Below are 14,690 nucleotides of genomic sequence, written 5' to 3'. Positions count from 1 at the left end.
CGCTCAGAACCCGTCCCGGAGATAGACCTCCGTCTCGGAAAACGCCCTCCCCAGGGCGTCGACCGCCGCCGGCGCCCCCTCGAGCCGGCCCGTCCGCTCGAGGCGGCCGGCCGACCGGGCGCCGACGGCCAGTTGCGAGAGCGCGGCGATGTCGAGGCGGGCGTCGGCGTCCCCGGACGAGGGCTCGTCGTGGATCCGCTCGCAGGTCGCCACGCCGTCGTCGATCGAGAGGGCGAAGACGCCGTCGTTCCAGTCGGCGAGCGGGTCGGAAACGGCGAGTCTCACGTCGAGATCGGTCTCGGGGTACGAAAGCGCCGATAGCGACTGGGCGATGTCCACGATCCGGACCATCGGGCCGTCCTCGAGCTCACAGTCGAGTTCGTCGGGATCGGTCGCGATATCCGGGAGCAGGGAGTCTTCGGGCTCGCGCAACCGGACCGCGTTCACCTGGGAGTCGTGGTCGCCACAGAACGCGAGCAGTCGGCGGTAGGCCTCGCTATCGACGGCGGCGAGTTCGTCGACGTGCATCGTCCGGTCGCCCCACTCCCCCGAGATCCGGTAGACGAGGTAGCCCCGGATCTCGCCCGCGCGCTCCCAGCCGTAGACGAACGGGTCGTCGTCCCAGCGCTCGAAGACCCGGTGGCGCCACCACTTGTCGGTGCGATCGATCGAGAGGCCATATCGGCGCGAATCGGCCTCGTAGGCGGCTTCAAGACGGTCGTAGTCGCCGGCCTCGATCCGCCGGTACTGGCCGTCTTCCCTACCGTGTCCACCGTCTCCCGCGTTCCCGTCGGCCGCCGCCGACGCCAGCGCCTCGGGCTCACAGTCGATCGCGAGCGTCCGGTTGGCGGTGTCCCAGCCGTACTGGCGGTAGAACCGGTACCGGAACGGCCAGAGGACCGAGAACCGGGCGTTCCGGTCGCGGTACTCCTCGAGGGCGCCCTCCAGGAGGTCCCGGACGTACCCCGACCGGCGGTGTTCGGGGGGCGTCGCGACCGCCGACAGCCCCGGAACCGGGTGGAGGTCCCCGCGGACCCGTGCGTCGAACCAGTGGTGTTTGCAGACCGAGAGCGGGTCGGCCTCGGCGGGCGCGCCGTCGGGGTACAGCCCCCGCGGGCTCCCCATGCGCGCCCTGGGCGTGTCGTGCTCGTCGGGGTCGTACTCCGGCGGGCCGTCGGTCGGGCTGAAGGCGTAGCTGACGTACTCGAAGAGGACGTCCCGTCGGTCGTCGGGGAGGGGACGGTACTCCGTCATGGTCCCGACTGCTCGGGGAGGCGTCAAGAACGTTCGTGATCCACGGTACCAGGGGACGTCACCGCCGACTCATCGCCCGCCGACTCATCGCCCGCCGACTCATCGCCCGCCGACTCATCGCCCGCCGACTCATCGCCCGCCGACTCATCGCCCGCCGACGAAGCGCTCGATCCGCGCGAGCGCCTCCCGGAGCTCCTCCATCCCGGTCGCGTACGACACCCGGAGGTGGCCGTCGCCGCCGGAGCCGAAGACGCTCCCGGGGACGACCGCGACCCCGTGCTCCGTGAGGAGTTCCTCGGCGAACGTATCGGCGTCCCATCCCTCTGGAACCTGCGGGAAGACGTAGAAGGCCCCGCGGGCCTCGAAACAGGGCATCCCGATCTCCTCGAATCGCGCGAGGACGAACCGGCGCCGGCGGTCGTACTGTTCGACCATCTCCCGGACGTCGCCCGCACACGACTCTATGGCCTCGATCGCCGCGTACTGGGCGGTCGTCGGCGCCGACAGCATCGTGTACTGGTGGATCCGGTTCATTGTCCCGATCGCCTCGGCGGGAGCCAGCGCGTACCCCAGTCGCAGCCCGGTCATCGCGTGGGCCTTCGAAAACCCGTTGAAGACGACCGTCCGCTCGCGCATCCCCGGCAGGGTGGCGATCGAGGCGTGCTCGCCGTCGTAGGTGAGTTCGGCGTAGATCTCGTCGGCGAACACCAGCAGGTCGTGTTCGCGGGCGAAGTCGGCGATCGGCTCCAACTGCTCGCGACTCATCACCGCTCCCGTCGGGTTGTTCGGGTAGCAGTAGACCAGCGCCTCGGCCTCCTCGGCGCCGGCCTCGGCCAGGGCCTCGCGCGTGAGCCGGAACTCGTCGGCCTCGCGGGTCGCCACTGGAAGAACGTCGCCGCCGGCGAACGTTATTCCGGGCTCATAGGAGATGTATGAGGGCTGGGCGACGGCGACCCGGTCGCCGGGATCGACGAACGCCCGGAAGGCGAGGTCGACGGCCTCGCTGGCGCCCGCCGTGACGAGGATCTCCTCGCTCGCGTCGTACGAGAGGTCGAACCGGTCGGCGACGTAGCCCGAGATCGCCGCCCGGAGGTCGGCCATTCCCCGATTGGCCGTGTAGGAGGTCCGGCCGCGCTCCAGGGAGTCGATCGCGGCCTCGCGGGCGGCCCACGGCGTCGCGAAGTCGGGCTCGCCGACGCCCAGCGAGATGACGTCGTCGCGTTCCTCGGCGATCTCGAAGAATCGGCGGATCCCCGAGGGTGGAACCTCCCGCACTCGCCCTGCCGGCTCGAAGCTCATGGCGAGTACGAGAGCCGGTCGTCGTCGTCGCCGTCGCCGAGTTCGAGCCCGTGTTCCTTGTAGGAGGTCATCACGTAGTGGGTGACGGTCTGGGTGATCTCGGGGACGGGCGCGACCTTCTCGCTGATGAATCGGGAGACCTCCCCCAGCGAGTCGCCCTCGACCTCCATATCGAAGTCGTAGTCGCCGCTGACGAGTCGGAGGGCGGTCACCTGCGGAAAGCTCGCGAGGCGCTCCGCGATGTCGGCGTACCCCGTCTCGCGATCGAGAACGACGTTGAGTTCGACCTCCGCGCGGACCCGCTCGTCCGCCAGGCGGTCCCAGTCCACGACGGGCCGGTAGCCCCGGATTACCCCTTCGGCCTCAAGATCCTCGATCGCCGCCTCGACCTCGCTCTCACTCAGGCCGGTCATCCGGGCGACGTCGGCGGTCGAGTAGCGGGCGTTCTCGCGCAGCGCCGCGAGGACCTCGCGTTCGCTCATACGCTACCCCAGCGTGGGGCGCCGGCAAAAACGTTGCCGTCTCGTGGGAGCCGGTCGCATTCGGGCTGGAGCGGTCGTTTCGGGACCCTTATGGGGTCGCCGTCCGTTCGGAGATCAGAGGCGACATGTCGCCGGCGCTCCCGCTTTCCGTCTCGCTTACGCCCGACCCGGTCGGCGAGCTCCAGGGCCAGTATCTCGCCTCGGTGTGGAGCCAGCTTCTCGCGACGGTTCTGGTCGTCGCCGTCGGGATCGGGGCGGTCGTCGCCGTCCGCCGGCTCGAGTCGCGCCTCCGGGGGCGCTACGGGACCGTCCTCGCGGAGGTGGCCGCGCTCGCGGTGCTCGCCGTCCTCGTCGTCCTGGGTGTCTACTCGCTTGCGGTCGTCTGGAAGGTGACCGGCGTCCTCGGAGAGGAGCTCGGCTCCGTGTCGATAACGGCCCAGCTCACCGGCCAGCTCCTCCTTTCGGTCGGAACCGTCGCCGTCACCTACTTCGCGATCCGTTTCGTCAACCGCTCGATCGACAAGCTCGCGTCGCGGAACTCGATCACGACCCACCAGAGCGAGGTCGCCTACCACGTCTCCGACGTCGCCATCGCTGGCGTCGCCGTCCTCCTCTTGCTGACGATCTGGCGGATCGACCTCACCAACATCTTCATCGGCGCGGGCGCGATCACCGCCGTCGTCGCACTCACGGCCAGGGAGACGCTGACGTCGGTGCTCGCCGGCTTCATCCTCCTCTTCTCGCGCCCGTTCCGGGTCGGCGAGTGGATCCAGGTCGACGACGGCGACGACGAGGACGGGACGAGCGGGATCGTCACCGACATCACGATCTTTCACACCGAACTCCAGACGTTCGACGACAAGCAGGTACTGATTCCCAACGACCGGATCACGAGTTCGACGCTCACGAACTACGCCCGGAACGACCAGCTCCGCCTCGAGATCGAGGTCGGCATCGACTACGACACCGACCCCGAACGCGCCCGGTCGGTCGCGATCGAGGCCGTCGAGGATCTCGCCGAGATCAAGCCCCGCCCGGAGCCCCAGGCCGTCACCAGACGCTTCGGCGACTCGGCGATCCTCCTCGAGGTCCACGTCTGGATCGAGAACCCGACGATGCGGCGGGCCCTGGATGCCCGGACGGCCGTCATCGAGGCGATCACGGCGGCGTTCGACCGGGAGGGGATCACGATCCCGTTCCCCCAGCGGGTCCACTCCGCCCGCGAGGACACGGAGTTCGCCTTCGAGAACCGGTACGCAGAGGAGGCGACGCCCTCGACCGACGACTGATAGGGTCTGCAAGACCCGAGATCACCGGACGCCGCGCCGGTACTGGACCGGCCACTCCTCGCTTGCCCCCTCGCCCCGCAGGGCCCCCGCCGCCCGAAGCCCGAAGTAAGGGTCCCGGAGGAACTCCCGGCCGACGAGCACGAGGTCGGCCCGGCCGTTTCGCACGAGCGCGTCGGCCTGCTCGGGCTCGGTGATCCCGCCAACGGCGCCCACCGCGAGGGGGCTGCCCTCGCGAACCGCTTCCGCGAGGGGAACCTGGCCGTTCGGACCCTCCGGTGGCTGCTGGTCGGGGTGAAGCCCGCCGGAGCTGACGTCGATCAGGTCCGCGCCCAGGTCGGCGAGCGCTTCCGACAGCCGCACCGACTGCTCTATCGTCCACGACTCCTCGACTCCCTCGAGCCAGTCGGTCCCCGAGATCCGCACGAACACCGGGCGGTCGTCGGGCCACACGTCCCGGACCGCTTCGGTGACCTCGCGAACGAGTCGGGTCCGGTTCTCGAAGCTTCCTCCGTACTCGTCCTCCCGTCGGTTTGTCACGGGCGAGAGGAACTCGTGGAGGAGGTAGCCGTGGGCCGCGTGGACTTCCGCGATCTCGAAGCCGGCCGAAAGCGAGCGTTCGGCGGCCGACCGGAAGGCGCCGACGACCTCCTCGATGTCCTCGCTATCCATCTCCCGGATTTCGGGTCCCTCCTCGTAAGGATAGGCCTCCGGCGAGGGCGACAGCGTCTCCCAGCCCTCCTCGGGCGAGAGGGGGTCGTTTCCCTCCCAGGGGCGGCGCTTGCTCGCCTTGTGGCCCGCGTGGGCGAGCTGGATTCCCGGGACGGAGCCCTGCTCGCGGACGAACTCGGCGATCGGTTTCAGGGATCGGGCCTGCTCGTCGGTCCAGATCCCGAGGTCGTGGGGCGTGATCCGCCCGCGGGCGGAGACGGCCGTCGCTTCGGTCAGCACGATTCCCGCCCCGCCGACGGCGCGGCTGCCGAGGTGGACGCGGTGCCACTCTTTGGCGACCCCGTCGCGATCACAGGAGTACTGACACATCGGCGAGACGGCGATCCGGTTTTCGATCTCGCGGTCGCGGAGGGAAAGCGGCGAGAGCAGGTCGGTCATCGGGCGACCCTCGGCCCCGCGCGCCGAAAACCGCCCCGGAGGGCGACGGCCTTGCCGGTGACCGCCGTGCGGGGGCGGTCGCGCCGACCGGTCCCCCGTCGGCGCGGGTCGCCGCCGATTTAGCCGTCCCCCTCCAACGAGGGTCGATGCCAGCAATCGATCCGTTCGACGCCGAGCGACCGATCGTCGGGATGGTCCACCTCCAACCGTTGCCGGGCGCACCCGGATTCGACGGCGGTCGGGGAGCCATCCGCGAGCGCGCGCTCGCCGACGCCCGGGCGCTCGAGGCGGGCGGGGTAGACGGCCTGATCGTCGAGAACTTCGGCGACGCACCGTTCTACCCGGAGGGGGTCCCGGCCCACGTCGTAAGCGAGATGACCGCCGTCGCGGGCGAACTGCGGGAGGCGGTCGAGGTTCCGGTGGGAATCAACGTCCTCAGAAACGACGCCGAGGCGGCCCTCGCGGTCGCGGGCGCGGTCGGCGCTGGTTTCGTCCGGGTGAACGTCCACGTCGGGACCGCCGCGACCGACCAGGGCGTTCTCGAAGGCAGGGCCCACGAGACGGTCCGCCTGCGCGAGCGGGTCGCTCCCGACGTCGCGATCCTCGCGGACGTCCACGTCAAACACGCCTCGCCGGTCGGCGATCGGGGGATCGAGCGCGCGGCCCGAGAGACCGCAGAGCGCGGGCTCGCCGACGGGATCGTCGTTTCGGGACCCGGCACGGGCGAGGAGGCGGGAGTCGAGGACGTCGAGCGGGTCGCCGACGCCCTCTCGGATCTCGACGCTCCCCTCTTCGTCGGCAGCGGCGTCACTCCCGAGACCGTCGGAGAGGTCCTCGAGGCGGGCGCCGACGGCGCCATCGTCGGCTCGGCGCTCGAACGCGACGGCGAGGCCGGAAACCCGGTCGAGGAGTCGCGGGTCCGGGAGGTCGTCGCCGCGCGACCCTGATCACTCGGGAAGGAGCGTCGAGACGCGGGCGTTCTCCTTGAGATCGAGGCCGGCGCCGCCGACCGCGAGCGGGAGAAGCGGGAGGTGTTCGGTGACCCGGACGGTCGGATGGCTCGCGCCGCGGGCGAGCAGTTCGTTGCGGGGCTGGAGCCACAGCGGCCCCTCGCCCGCGAGGAACTCGTTGTGCTGGAGGACGTACTGACCGGCCTCGAGATGCCACCACTCGTAGTCGTCGTCCGGATCTCGCTTCTCGGTTCCGACGGGCGCCAGGTCGGCGTCGGCGAGTTCGTCGCCGCCGAAGTCGATGCTGCCGGGCTTCTCGACCTCGTAAATCGCGCTGACCGTGAGGTCGATCCCCTCCTCTCCGACCTGGACCGGTTCGTACACCAGGTTCTCGACGCGCTCGCGGACGTCGTTCGGGGCCATACGGGAGCCGACGGGCTCGCGGGCCAAAAAACGTGCCGACGGCTCCGACCGAGCGGTCGCCGGCGCCGGTAGAACTATCGGCTCCCGGCGGGACCGTCCGGTATGTCATCGGTGCTCTCCGAGGAGGTGGCACGGTTCGTCCGCGCGGCGGGTCCCGACCCCGACGACACCCTCGTGGAAATGCACGAGTTCGCCGAACGGGAGGGATTTCCCAACGTCGGCCCCGACGTCGGCTCGTTCCTTCGGCTGGTCGCCCGGATGACCGATGCCGAGCGGGTCTTCGAATTCGGCTCCGGCTACGGTTATTCGGCCTACTGGTTCGCCCAGGCCCTTCCCGACGACGGCGAGGTCGTCCTCACGGAGGTAGACGAAGGGGAACTCGAGATGGCCCGCGACTACATGGCCGAGGGCGGCCACGACGGCGTCGCCCGCTACGAACTCGGTGACGCCCTGGAGACGGTCGAACGCTACGACGGCCCCTTCGACGTCGTCCTGATCGATCACCAGAAGGAACGCTACCCCGAGGCGTTCGAGGCGATCAAGCCGAAGGTGCCCGTCGGTGGTGCCGTCGTCGCCGACAACGCGATGCGGGCCGGCCCCCTCGAGTTCGAGACCCTCCTGGCGGTGCTCGAAAGCGGGGACGACAGCGAGCGCACGGAACTCCTCTCGGAGGCGAACGAGATGACCCGCGGGGTCGCGGAGTACCTCCGAACCGTACGCCGGGACCCCGATTTCGAGACGGTCGTCCTCCCACTCGGGGAGGGGATCGCGCTGAGCTACCGGGTTCGGGAGTAGCCACCGGAGGTCCTGTCCGCTTGATCTCCCGTCCGAGCGATCGCGTTCAGCCGGGTTCAGTTGTTGCTGTATTCGATCTCGCTCTCGACGGTCGCGGGCTCGCCGGCTCGGCTGCCGTACTCCCGGAAACCCAGGAAGGCGGTCGTGGCGCCAGCGACGAGCAGGGCGGTCCAGGTCGCCGTCCGCACGGCGGCGTCGCCGCCGGCCGACAACGGCCCGTATCCTCCCGCCTCGCCCGCGGCGGCGACCGCCGCGAGAGCGACGACCGCGACCCAGAGCGCGATGGCGGTTCGGGCGAGCCGGACGCGGTCGGCCGAGCAGGCGTACCGGGCCGTCGCGTAGACGCCAGCGACGGTCGCGGAAAGCGCGAGAACGACCCTCGGGGTGGCCGAGAGCGGGGCGTCGGCGAGGCCCGCGAGCGCGAAGCAAGCGAGGGCGGCGAGCAGTGATCGGGCGGAGTGGGAAAGTGGCGAAACCACGTCGGACACCGTGTTGGCGCCAGGAGTCCGTGCCCGTACATATAGCTGTTGGCTACGGGTCCGGTTGGTGTGTGGTGGCACGCGACTCGTCTTCCCCGACGGGCGGCCATTCCCAGGCGTCGGCCCGGGCGATCCCCAGGAGCCTGCGCCGGCGGTCCTCGATCTCCGAGACGGCCCTCTCGAGCGTCCGATCCTCGACGGTCCCGATGGAGTCCTCGCGGAGTCGGTTGAGGTCGGGGGCGGGAGGCACCTCGTCGGCGGGGTCGATGAAGGCTGTTTCGAGCGTGTCGAGATAGGTATCGACGCTCGAGCGTGCGCTCGCAAGGAGCACCGGGTCCGGCCGGTCCGCGGGCTCGACGCCGCTTTCGAGAACGGTCAGCGCCTCGTCGAGGATCGGGACCGCCACTGCGGAGGCCCGCGAGGGCTGGTCGCTGTGGTAGTAGTGGAGGACCGGGTACGCCTTGTGCTTGTCCGCGAGCAGGCTGAGGTCGTTGGCCAGCGACTCGAGAGGAAGCCCGAGTTCGCCGAACTCGCCTTCGGTTTCGTCCCAGCCCGTCCGGACGAACGACTCGGGACGGTCCCCGAGACCGGTGACGTCGCTCGCGAACGATCGTTTCTCCGAGACCGCACCGAGGACGGTGACGACGTAGGAGATCCCGAGCGTGACGAACGCCATTCCCGTTGCCGTCGTGAACGAACTCGCAATCTCCCAGACGCCCCCGGCGGGCGTGTAGTCGCCGTTCCCGTTCGTGAACATGGTGTAGGCGACGTAGTAGATCCGGCCGGTCCAGGAGGCTGGCTCGCCAGTCTGGGTGCTGAGGAGTGCCGGGCTCCCGCCGGCGAAAAGCAGCGTCCAGCCGAGCCAGAGGAGTCCGATCCACATCGCGAGCGTAAGCGAGAGGACGAGCGGACCGGCCACCCCGAGCAGCCCCCGGTCGTCGCTCGCCCGCCGGAGCCCGTACCAGGTCCAGGTCGTCAGCCGGGCCGAGAGGGGACCCGATCCTCCATCGACCCACAGCGTCGTCCAGATGACGTCTACGACCACGGCGAGGAGGACGACCGTGCCGACCGCGAGGTAGAGCGAGTCCATGCGGACCGGCTACCGCTCCTGGCCCCCTCAACCCTCACCCGGGTACTGACACGGATTTTTAGGCACCGCCGGAGAGCGATCCACTCGAAAACGTCGCGCGGCCCGTGGCTGGTTCCGGCTCTCGCCGGCTGTGGCCGTCCGTTCGAAACCGCCGAGCAACTACTCGTCGGTTTCGTCTTCGGGTTCGGGTTCGCCGCGGACGAAGGCGGCCTCGGCGCTTTCCTGGCCGGCGTCGGCGGTGGGGCCTTCGAGGAGGGTCGCGAAGTCGTCGACCTCGTCGTACTGGTCCCGGTAGACCAGCGCGGCTTTCCCCGTTTGAGTGATCTCGTAGAGGCCCGAGCGTTCGGCGGGGCCGATCTTTCTGACCAGTCCGTAGTCCTCGAGGACGGGCAGGCGGGTGTTGATGTTCTTGCGGCTCTTGTCCGTGTGGGCCTGGAGGTTCGTCGCGACGTTGCGTCCCGTCTCCTCTAAGGCCGCCAGGATCAGGAAGTCCGTGGGTCGTCGGAGTTTCATGGCCGAAAACAGGCGTTCTGATCGAATAGGTCTTCCGGCTATCCACGTCGGGTACCGCCACCGGTTATCGGCAGGCGGTCACTCCGTGGAGGCGCCGACCTCCGGCGGGTGACGTCTCGACTCGATCCCCGCGACCACCAGTTCGGCGTACTCGTCGACGGAGTAGGTCCCCCGGTCGAAGCGTTCGGCCCACGCCGCCTCTACCTCCGCGGTCCCGAACGATTCGGGCGCCGTATCGAGGATCGTGATTTCGAGGAACTCGCTGTCCTCGCCCGCGCCGACGAGCGCCGCGTAGGCGCCCGCGATCGGGCCGATGCCGTGGAGGATCCCCTCCTCGTAGAGCTCCCCGGAGACGTACTCGACCGTCAGCACGTCGGCCGTCCGCTCGATCGTGTGGATCTCGAGGTCCCGGGCCTCGAGGACGGCGGCGAGGTCGTCCTCGTCGACGATCTCCCGGTCGGCGGTCGCCTCGATCCCGTCGGCGACGACGTCCGTCGGTTTCGTGACGGGGAGGTCGGGAAGCCACGCCGAGACGGGCGTCTTCGTGTTCGGCGGGAACTCCTCGCCGACGTCCGCGGTACACCCTGCGAGCGCCGTACTCGCCGCCGCGCCGGCGAGAGCGAGCAGCCGCCGACGCGACGAGGAGCGGTCGAATCCGTCCATACCACCCCTTCGTCCGGCCGGCCTTGGGACTGTCCCTGCACGGCCCACCCTTTTGGGGGCCGCCCCGCTACCGGGGGTATGGTCCTCGAGCTGTACGAGGTCGGCCTGGTCGTCGTCGGCGCTCTCCTCTTCGGCGTCGCGGTGCTCCCGCGGTACGTCACCCAACGAGCGATCTCGCTGCCGCTTTTCTTCGTCGGGTTCGGGATGGTCGTCTTCGCGCTTCCGATCGGACTCCCGGCGCCCGATCCCCTGGAACAGGGCGAGACGACCGAGCGGCTCGCGGAGTTCGTCGTCGTCGTCGCGCTGATGGCGATCGGGCTGAAGATCGACCGCCCGCCCGGGCTCCGGGAGTGGGCCTCGACATGGCGGCTGCTCGCGATCACGATGCCGCTGTCGATCGCCGGTGCGGCCGTCCTGGGCCGGTGGCTCGTCGGCCTCGTCGTCCCCTCGGCGATCCTGCTGGGGGCGGTCATCGCGCCGACCGACCCCGTGTTGGCCTCGGAGGTCCAGGTCGAAGAGCCCGGCGAGGGCGAGGAGGAAGGCGCCGACGTGCCGGCCGAGGAGCGCGGGGACGAGGTCCGGTTCGCGCTCTCCTCGGAGGCCGGGCTCAACGACGGGCTGGCCTTCCCGTTTACGAACCTGGCGATCGCGGTCGCGCTCGTCGGCGCCGCCCCGGGCAACTGGCTCGGCGAGTGGCTCCTCGTCGAGGTCTTCTACCGGATCTTCGTCGGGGTCGTCCTCGGGGCCGGCCTGGGCTGGCTGATCGCGCGCGTGGTCTTCGGGGCCTCGCCAGAGACCCGGATCGCCGAGTCCGTCCAGGGTCTGGAGGCGGTCGCCGGCACGCTCCTCGTCTACGGAGCCACCGAACTCGTCGGCGGCTACGGGTTCATCGCCGTCTTCGTCGCCGCCCTCTCGCTCCGGAGCTACGAGCGCTCCCACGACTACAACGAGGCCCTCCACGAGGTGAGCGAGCTGGCCGAACAGGTCGCGATGGGGCTGCTCATGCTCTTTTTCGGCGGCGCGATCGTCGGCGGGCTGCTGGCGCCCCTGACCGTCGAGGCCGCGCTCGCGGCCGTCGCCATCGTCTTCGTCGTCCGCCCGCTGGCGGGACTGGTCGGACTGATCGGGTTCGATCGGGACCTCCTCGAGCGGGGGACCATCGCGTTCTTCGGGATTCGCGGCATCGGCTCGTTTTACTACCTCGCCCACGCGCTCACCGAGGCCGCCTTTGCCGACGCGGACCTGCTGTGGGCGCTCGTCGGCGCGGTCGTCCTGCTCTCGGTCGTCGTCCACGGGATCACGGCGACGCCGGTCGTCGATCGGCTCGACGGACGCTGACTCCGCCGGGACCCGCGACCGGGTTCCGGAACCCGAACGACTACCCGGACGGGCGACCATCGGGAACGTATGACAACCGTCGAGATCGAATACTGCGTCCCGTGTGGCCACCTCGACCGGGCTCAGGACCTCCAGGAGGAGCTGTTGACGACGTTCGGTCGGGATCTCGAGTCGGTCGCGCTCGTGACCGAGGACGGGGGAACGTTCCGGGTCCACGTCGACGGCGAGTCGGTCTTCGACGTCGACGAGGAGGCCTACGACGCCGACGCGATCGTCGACCGGGTCCGCGATCGGCTGTAGGCGGGGTGGCCGGGCGAGCGCCGGTCGCCCGCGGCCGGTGTCGACGCTGGCGACTCCGGACGGGCCCCCGAGACAGCTTTATGTTCGGACCCCGACGCTCGTGGTATGCGAACGCGTCCGCTGGGAGAGACAGGCCAGGAGAGCACCGTCATGACCTTCGGCGCCATCGCGCTCAACTGGCTCGAACAGGAGGGCGCCGACCAGATGGTCGAACTCGTTCTCGATCGGGGGATCAACCATTTCGACGTCGCCCCGACGTACGGCGACGCCGAACTCAAACTCGCGCCGAAACTCGGCGAGTACCGCGAGGAGATCTTTCTGGGCTGTAAGACCCAGGAACGGGACTACGACGGGGCGCGCGAGAAGCTCGAGGCCTCGCTCGACCGTCTCGAGGTCGACCACATCGACCTCTACCAGGTCCACGGCCTCGAATACGAGTCCGAACTCGACGAGATCACCAGGGAAGGGGGCGCGCTCGCCGCCTTTCGCGACGCGAAAGACGAGGGGCTGGTCGACCACATCGGGCTCACCAGCCACGGCAATCCCCAGCTCATTCTCGACGCGATCGACCGGATCGACGATCTGGAGACGCTGATGTTCCCGATGAACCCCGTCGTCGCGGGGAAAGAGGGTCCCGACCACGACTACGCCGCGGTGCTCGAGCGCGCGAGCGAGGAGGGGATCGGAACGCTGGGGATCAAGGCGTTCGCGAAGGGGCCCTGGCCCGAGGACCTTTCCGAGGACGAACGGCCGTACGCCAACTGGTACGAACCCGTCGACACCCCCGAGGAGACGAGAGAACGGTTCGACTTCGCGCTTTCCCAGGGCCTCTCGAGCGTCATCAACGCGGGCGACCCGAAGCTGGTCGCGATGGCGCTGGACGCCGCCGAGCGGTTCAAAGGGGAGATGGACGACCCCGCCCAGCGCTCGCTGATCGAGCGCCTGCGCCACGCCGAGAGCCCGGTTCCCGAACAGCTCCACCACTAGATGGTCCCCACGACCGTCTCGACCGCCCTCGCCGACCGGCCGGTCGCGGGGACGGTCTGTCTCGAGGCGGGCGCCGGAACCGGCAACACGACCGCTGGACTGCTCGCGGCCGGCGCCGACCGGGTGTACGCGCTCACGGACGACCCCGAGCACGCGCGACTGGTCGCCGACCGGTTCGCCGACGCCGGGGACCGCCTCGCGTCCGTCGAGGCCGACCTCCGGGAGTGCCCGCTCGCCGACGATTCCGTCGAACTGATCACGGCCCACGCGCTCTGTAACCTCCTCGAACCCGTTGCACTCGAGGCCGTCGCCGCCGAGTTGACGCGGGTCGCGGCCCCCGGCGCCCACCTCCTGGTCGACGACTACGCGCCGCCGCCCGAGGACGCCGCCGTCGGGCGGCTGTTCGCCGTAGAGAACGCGGCCGCCTCGCTGGCGACCGGCCGCCCGGCGCTCACCTTCTACCCGTCGTCGGTCCTGCGGGCGGCGTTTTCGGCCCACGGCTGGACCGTCGACCGGGAGCTGACCCTGCTGGATCCGGTTCCCTGGACGGCGAGCCATATCGAAGCCCACGCCGAGGCCGTCCGGTCTGCGGCCGCCTCGCTTTCCCCGACATCGCGGGAGGCGCTGCTCGCCGAACTCGAGGGGGTTCTCGACGACATCGAGCCGGAGTCCGTCGGCGAGATGTACGGGCTCGCGATGCGGTACTGAACGATGGGTTCTTTGGGCCCGCCAGAGGGGAGTGAGGTATGCGATTCGGAATCCTGAGCACGGCCGACATCGCCACCGGCTCGATGATCCCCGCGATCGAGGACTCGCCCCACACGGTCGCCGCCATCGCCTCCCGCGACGAGGAACGCGCCCGGGAGGCCGCCGACGGGATCGACGCCGCTCCTGAAACGTACGGGAGCTACGAGGCGCTGTTCGACGCCGATATCGACGCGGTCTACAACCCGCTTCCCAACGCCCTCCACGCCCAGTGGAGCCGGCGGGCCGCCGACGCCGGCCTCGACGTCCTCTGTGAGAAACCTCTCGCCGTCGATACCGAGGAGGCCGAGGCGCTGTTCGACCACTGTGCCGACGAGGGCGTCGCGCTGATGGAGGCGTTCATGTACCAGTTCCATCCCCGAACCGAGCGGGCCCGCGAGATCGTCCGCGAGGAGCTCGAAACGGTCCGAAACGTTGCCTCGACGTTCACCTTCTCGCTTCGGGGTGACCCCGATGACATCCGGCTTTCCCCGGAGCTCGCCGGCGGGAGCCTGATGGACGTCGGCTGCTATCCTGTCAGCGCCGCGCGGGGCTTCCTCGGCGAGCCGGAGCGCGCGAGCGCCCACGCGCTGGACACCCGCGACTGTGGCGTCGACACCGAACTGGCTGCCCGCCTTGAGTACGACGAGGCCCACGCACAGCTCAGGTGTGGGTTCGACACCCGGCACCGCCAGTGCTACCGGGTGGACGCCGAGAACGGCTGGCTCGCAGCCGAGAACGTCTACAATCCCAGCGGCGCCGACGTCTCGATCACCTACAGCGTCGAGGGCGAGGAGCGCACGGAGGAGTTCGAGGGCGTGGACGCCTACCGTCTCGAGGTCGAGGCGTTCGCCGACGCGGTCGAGTCCGGCGACGAGCCGCCGATCGGCCGCGAGGAGACGCTCGCGAACATGCGGGTCATCGACGCCATCTACGGAAGCGCCGACCGCGGCGAGCGGGTCCCCGTCGACGAGTAG

Annotated in this window: 17 protein-coding genes; 8 read left to right on the top strand and 9 right to left on the bottom strand. The window is 69.9% G+C overall.

Translation table 11 applies throughout. From position 1 onward, the window contains the following. Positions 1-3: 3 nt before the first annotated feature. The 3 genes from eis to DVH23_RS10440 form a co-directional block, all read right to left on the bottom strand. On the bottom strand, positions 4-1,254 hold the full coding sequence (gene eis, locus DVH23_RS10450) for an enhanced intracellular survival protein Eis (protein WP_114577376.1): 1,251 nt from the start codon (positions 1,252-1,254) through the stop codon (positions 4-6). 144 nt (positions 1,255-1,398) lie between these two features. Next, a complete protein-coding gene (locus DVH23_RS10445; RefSeq protein ID WP_114577375.1) occupies positions 1,399-2,553 on the bottom strand; it encodes an aminotransferase class I/II-fold pyridoxal phosphate-dependent enzyme in 1,155 nt (384 codons plus the stop codon). Continuing rightward, entirely contained in the window at positions 2,550-3,035 is a 486-nt protein-coding gene (locus DVH23_RS10440) for an Lrp/AsnC family transcriptional regulator (protein ID WP_114577374.1), read from the bottom strand. The genes DVH23_RS10445 and DVH23_RS10440 overlap by 4 nt, the downstream gene beginning before the upstream one ends. A 125-nt stretch (positions 3,036-3,160) precedes the next feature. On the opposite strand from DVH23_RS10440, the gene DVH23_RS10435 reads away from it, so the two are divergent. Continuing rightward, positions 3,161-4,324 carry a mechanosensitive ion channel family protein gene (locus tag DVH23_RS10435; RefSeq protein ID WP_114577373.1) on the top strand — a complete coding sequence of 388 codons (1,164 nt, stop codon included), beginning with the start codon at positions 3,161-3,163 and terminating at the stop codon, positions 4,322-4,324. Between the two features lie 21 nt (positions 4,325-4,345). Here DVH23_RS10435 and DVH23_RS10430 read toward each other — a convergent pair whose 3' ends face one another. After that, on the bottom strand, positions 4,346-5,431 hold the full coding sequence (locus tag DVH23_RS10430; RefSeq protein WP_114577372.1) for an NADH:flavin oxidoreductase/NADH oxidase: 1,086 nt from the start codon (positions 5,429-5,431) through the stop codon (positions 4,346-4,348). Between the two features lie 146 nt (positions 5,432-5,577). On the opposite strand from DVH23_RS10430, the gene DVH23_RS10425 reads away from it, so the two are divergent. Beyond that, on the top strand, positions 5,578-6,378 hold the full coding sequence (locus tag DVH23_RS10425; protein WP_114577371.1) for a BtpA/SgcQ family protein: 801 nt from the start codon (positions 5,578-5,580) through the stop codon (positions 6,376-6,378). Here DVH23_RS10425 and DVH23_RS10420 read toward each other — a convergent pair whose 3' ends face one another. Next, a complete protein-coding gene (locus tag DVH23_RS10420; protein ID WP_114577370.1) occupies positions 6,379-6,804 on the bottom strand; it encodes a dCTP deaminase in 426 nt (141 codons plus the stop codon). A 102-nt stretch (positions 6,805-6,906) separates the two neighbouring features. On the opposite strand from DVH23_RS10420, the gene DVH23_RS10415 reads away from it, so the two are divergent. Beyond that, positions 6,907-7,599 (top strand): O-methyltransferase, encoded by a 693-nt coding sequence (locus tag DVH23_RS10415; RefSeq protein WP_114577369.1) that lies wholly within the window; start codon positions 6,907-6,909, stop codon positions 7,597-7,599. 56 nt (positions 7,600-7,655) lie between these two features. Here DVH23_RS10415 and DVH23_RS10410 read toward each other — a convergent pair whose 3' ends face one another. The 4 genes from DVH23_RS10410 to DVH23_RS10395 form a co-directional block, all read right to left on the bottom strand. Beyond that, the gene (locus DVH23_RS10410; protein WP_114577368.1) at positions 7,656-8,087 is read right to left on the bottom strand and encodes a hypothetical protein; all 432 of its coding nucleotides are present in this window, start codon (positions 8,085-8,087) and stop codon (positions 7,656-7,658) included. Positions 8,088-8,130: 43 nt separating this feature from the next. After that, positions 8,131-9,168: a potassium channel family protein gene (locus tag DVH23_RS10405; RefSeq protein ID WP_114577367.1), complete on the bottom strand. Its 1,038-nt coding sequence runs from the start codon at positions 9,166-9,168 to the stop codon at positions 8,131-8,133. 159 nt (positions 9,169-9,327) lie between these two features. Continuing rightward, positions 9,328-9,681 (bottom strand): winged helix-turn-helix transcriptional regulator, encoded by a 354-nt coding sequence (locus tag DVH23_RS10400; RefSeq protein WP_114577366.1) that lies wholly within the window; start codon positions 9,679-9,681, stop codon positions 9,328-9,330. Positions 9,682-9,759: 78 nt separating this feature from the next. After that, complete coding sequence (locus DVH23_RS10395) at positions 9,760-10,344, bottom strand: hypothetical protein (RefSeq protein WP_114577365.1); 585 nt, start codon at positions 10,342-10,344, stop codon at positions 9,760-9,762. A 78-nt stretch (positions 10,345-10,422) separates the two neighbouring features. Here DVH23_RS10395 and DVH23_RS10390 point away from each other — a divergent pair, with 78 nt between their 5' ends. From DVH23_RS10390 to DVH23_RS10370, 5 genes are all read left to right on the top strand, one after another. Continuing rightward, on the top strand, positions 10,423-11,682 hold the full coding sequence (locus DVH23_RS10390) for a sodium:proton antiporter (RefSeq protein WP_114577364.1): 1,260 nt from the start codon (positions 10,423-10,425) through the stop codon (positions 11,680-11,682). Between the two features lie 69 nt (positions 11,683-11,751). After that, the gene (locus DVH23_RS10385; RefSeq protein ID WP_114577363.1) at positions 11,752-11,982 is read left to right on the top strand and encodes a SelT/SelW/SelH family protein; all 231 of its coding nucleotides are present in this window, start codon (positions 11,752-11,754) and stop codon (positions 11,980-11,982) included. 105 nt (positions 11,983-12,087) lie between these two features. Next, positions 12,088-12,969: an aldo/keto reductase gene (locus DVH23_RS10380; protein ID WP_114577362.1), complete on the top strand. Its 882-nt coding sequence runs from the start codon at positions 12,088-12,090 to the stop codon at positions 12,967-12,969. Then, complete coding sequence (locus tag DVH23_RS10375) at positions 12,970-13,677, top strand: class I SAM-dependent methyltransferase (RefSeq protein ID WP_114577361.1); 708 nt, start codon at positions 12,970-12,972, stop codon at positions 13,675-13,677. A gap of 38 nt (positions 13,678-13,715) precedes the next feature. Continuing rightward, on the top strand, positions 13,716-14,690 hold the full coding sequence (locus DVH23_RS10370; protein ID WP_114577360.1) for a Gfo/Idh/MocA family protein: 975 nt from the start codon (positions 13,716-13,718) through the stop codon (positions 14,688-14,690).

Origin of the sequence: Saliphagus sp. LR7, from assembly GCF_003344565.1 — an archaeon.
GTDB classification, from domain to species: domain Archaea; phylum Halobacteriota; class Halobacteria; order Halobacteriales; family Natrialbaceae; genus Saliphagus; species Saliphagus infecundisoli.
This window is presented reverse-complemented; position numbering and strand designations above follow the sequence as displayed.

Bases quoted from the DNA above. Each gene is read 5' to 3' on its own strand.
- DVH23_RS10385 (WP_114577363.1), top strand. From the start codon at position 11,752: ATGACAACCGTCGAGATCGAATACTGCGTCCCGTGTGGCCACCTCGAC.
- DVH23_RS10425 (WP_114577371.1), top strand. From the start codon at position 5,578: ATGCCAGCAATCGATCCGTTCGACGCCGAGCGACCGATCGTCGGGATG.
- DVH23_RS10390 (WP_114577364.1), top strand. From the start codon at position 10,423: ATGGTCCTCGAGCTGTACGAGGTCGGCCTGGTCGTCGTCGGCGCTCTC.
- DVH23_RS10375 (WP_114577361.1), top strand. From the start codon at position 12,970: ATGGTCCCCACGACCGTCTCGACCGCCCTCGCCGACCGGCCGGTCGCG.
- DVH23_RS10415 (WP_114577369.1), top strand. From the start codon at position 6,907: ATGTCATCGGTGCTCTCCGAGGAGGTGGCACGGTTCGTCCGCGCGGCG.
- DVH23_RS10400 (WP_114577366.1), bottom strand. From the start codon at position 9,681: ATGAAACTCCGACGACCCACGGACTTCCTGATCCTGGCGGCCTTAGAG.
- DVH23_RS10440 (WP_114577374.1), bottom strand. From the start codon at position 3,035: ATGAGCGAACGCGAGGTCCTCGCGGCGCTGCGCGAGAACGCCCGCTAC.
- DVH23_RS10405 (WP_114577367.1), bottom strand. From the start codon at position 9,168: ATGGACTCGCTCTACCTCGCGGTCGGCACGGTCGTCCTCCTCGCCGTG.
- DVH23_RS10380 (WP_114577362.1), top strand. From the start codon at position 12,088: ATGCGAACGCGTCCGCTGGGAGAGACAGGCCAGGAGAGCACCGTCATG.
- DVH23_RS10435 (WP_114577373.1), top strand. From the start codon at position 3,161: ATGTCGCCGGCGCTCCCGCTTTCCGTCTCGCTTACGCCCGACCCGGTC.
- DVH23_RS10395 (WP_114577365.1), bottom strand. From the start codon at position 10,344: ATGGACGGATTCGACCGCTCCTCGTCGCGTCGGCGGCTGCTCGCTCTC.
- DVH23_RS10370 (WP_114577360.1), top strand. From the start codon at position 13,716: ATGCGATTCGGAATCCTGAGCACGGCCGACATCGCCACCGGCTCGATG.
- DVH23_RS10445 (WP_114577375.1), bottom strand. From the start codon at position 2,553: ATGAGCTTCGAGCCGGCAGGGCGAGTGCGGGAGGTTCCACCCTCGGGG.
- eis (WP_114577376.1), bottom strand. From the start codon at position 1,254: ATGACGGAGTACCGTCCCCTCCCCGACGACCGACGGGACGTCCTCTTC.
- DVH23_RS10430 (WP_114577372.1), bottom strand. From the start codon at position 5,431: ATGACCGACCTGCTCTCGCCGCTTTCCCTCCGCGACCGCGAGATCGAA.
- DVH23_RS10420 (WP_114577370.1), bottom strand. From the start codon at position 6,804: ATGGCCCCGAACGACGTCCGCGAGCGCGTCGAGAACCTGGTGTACGAA.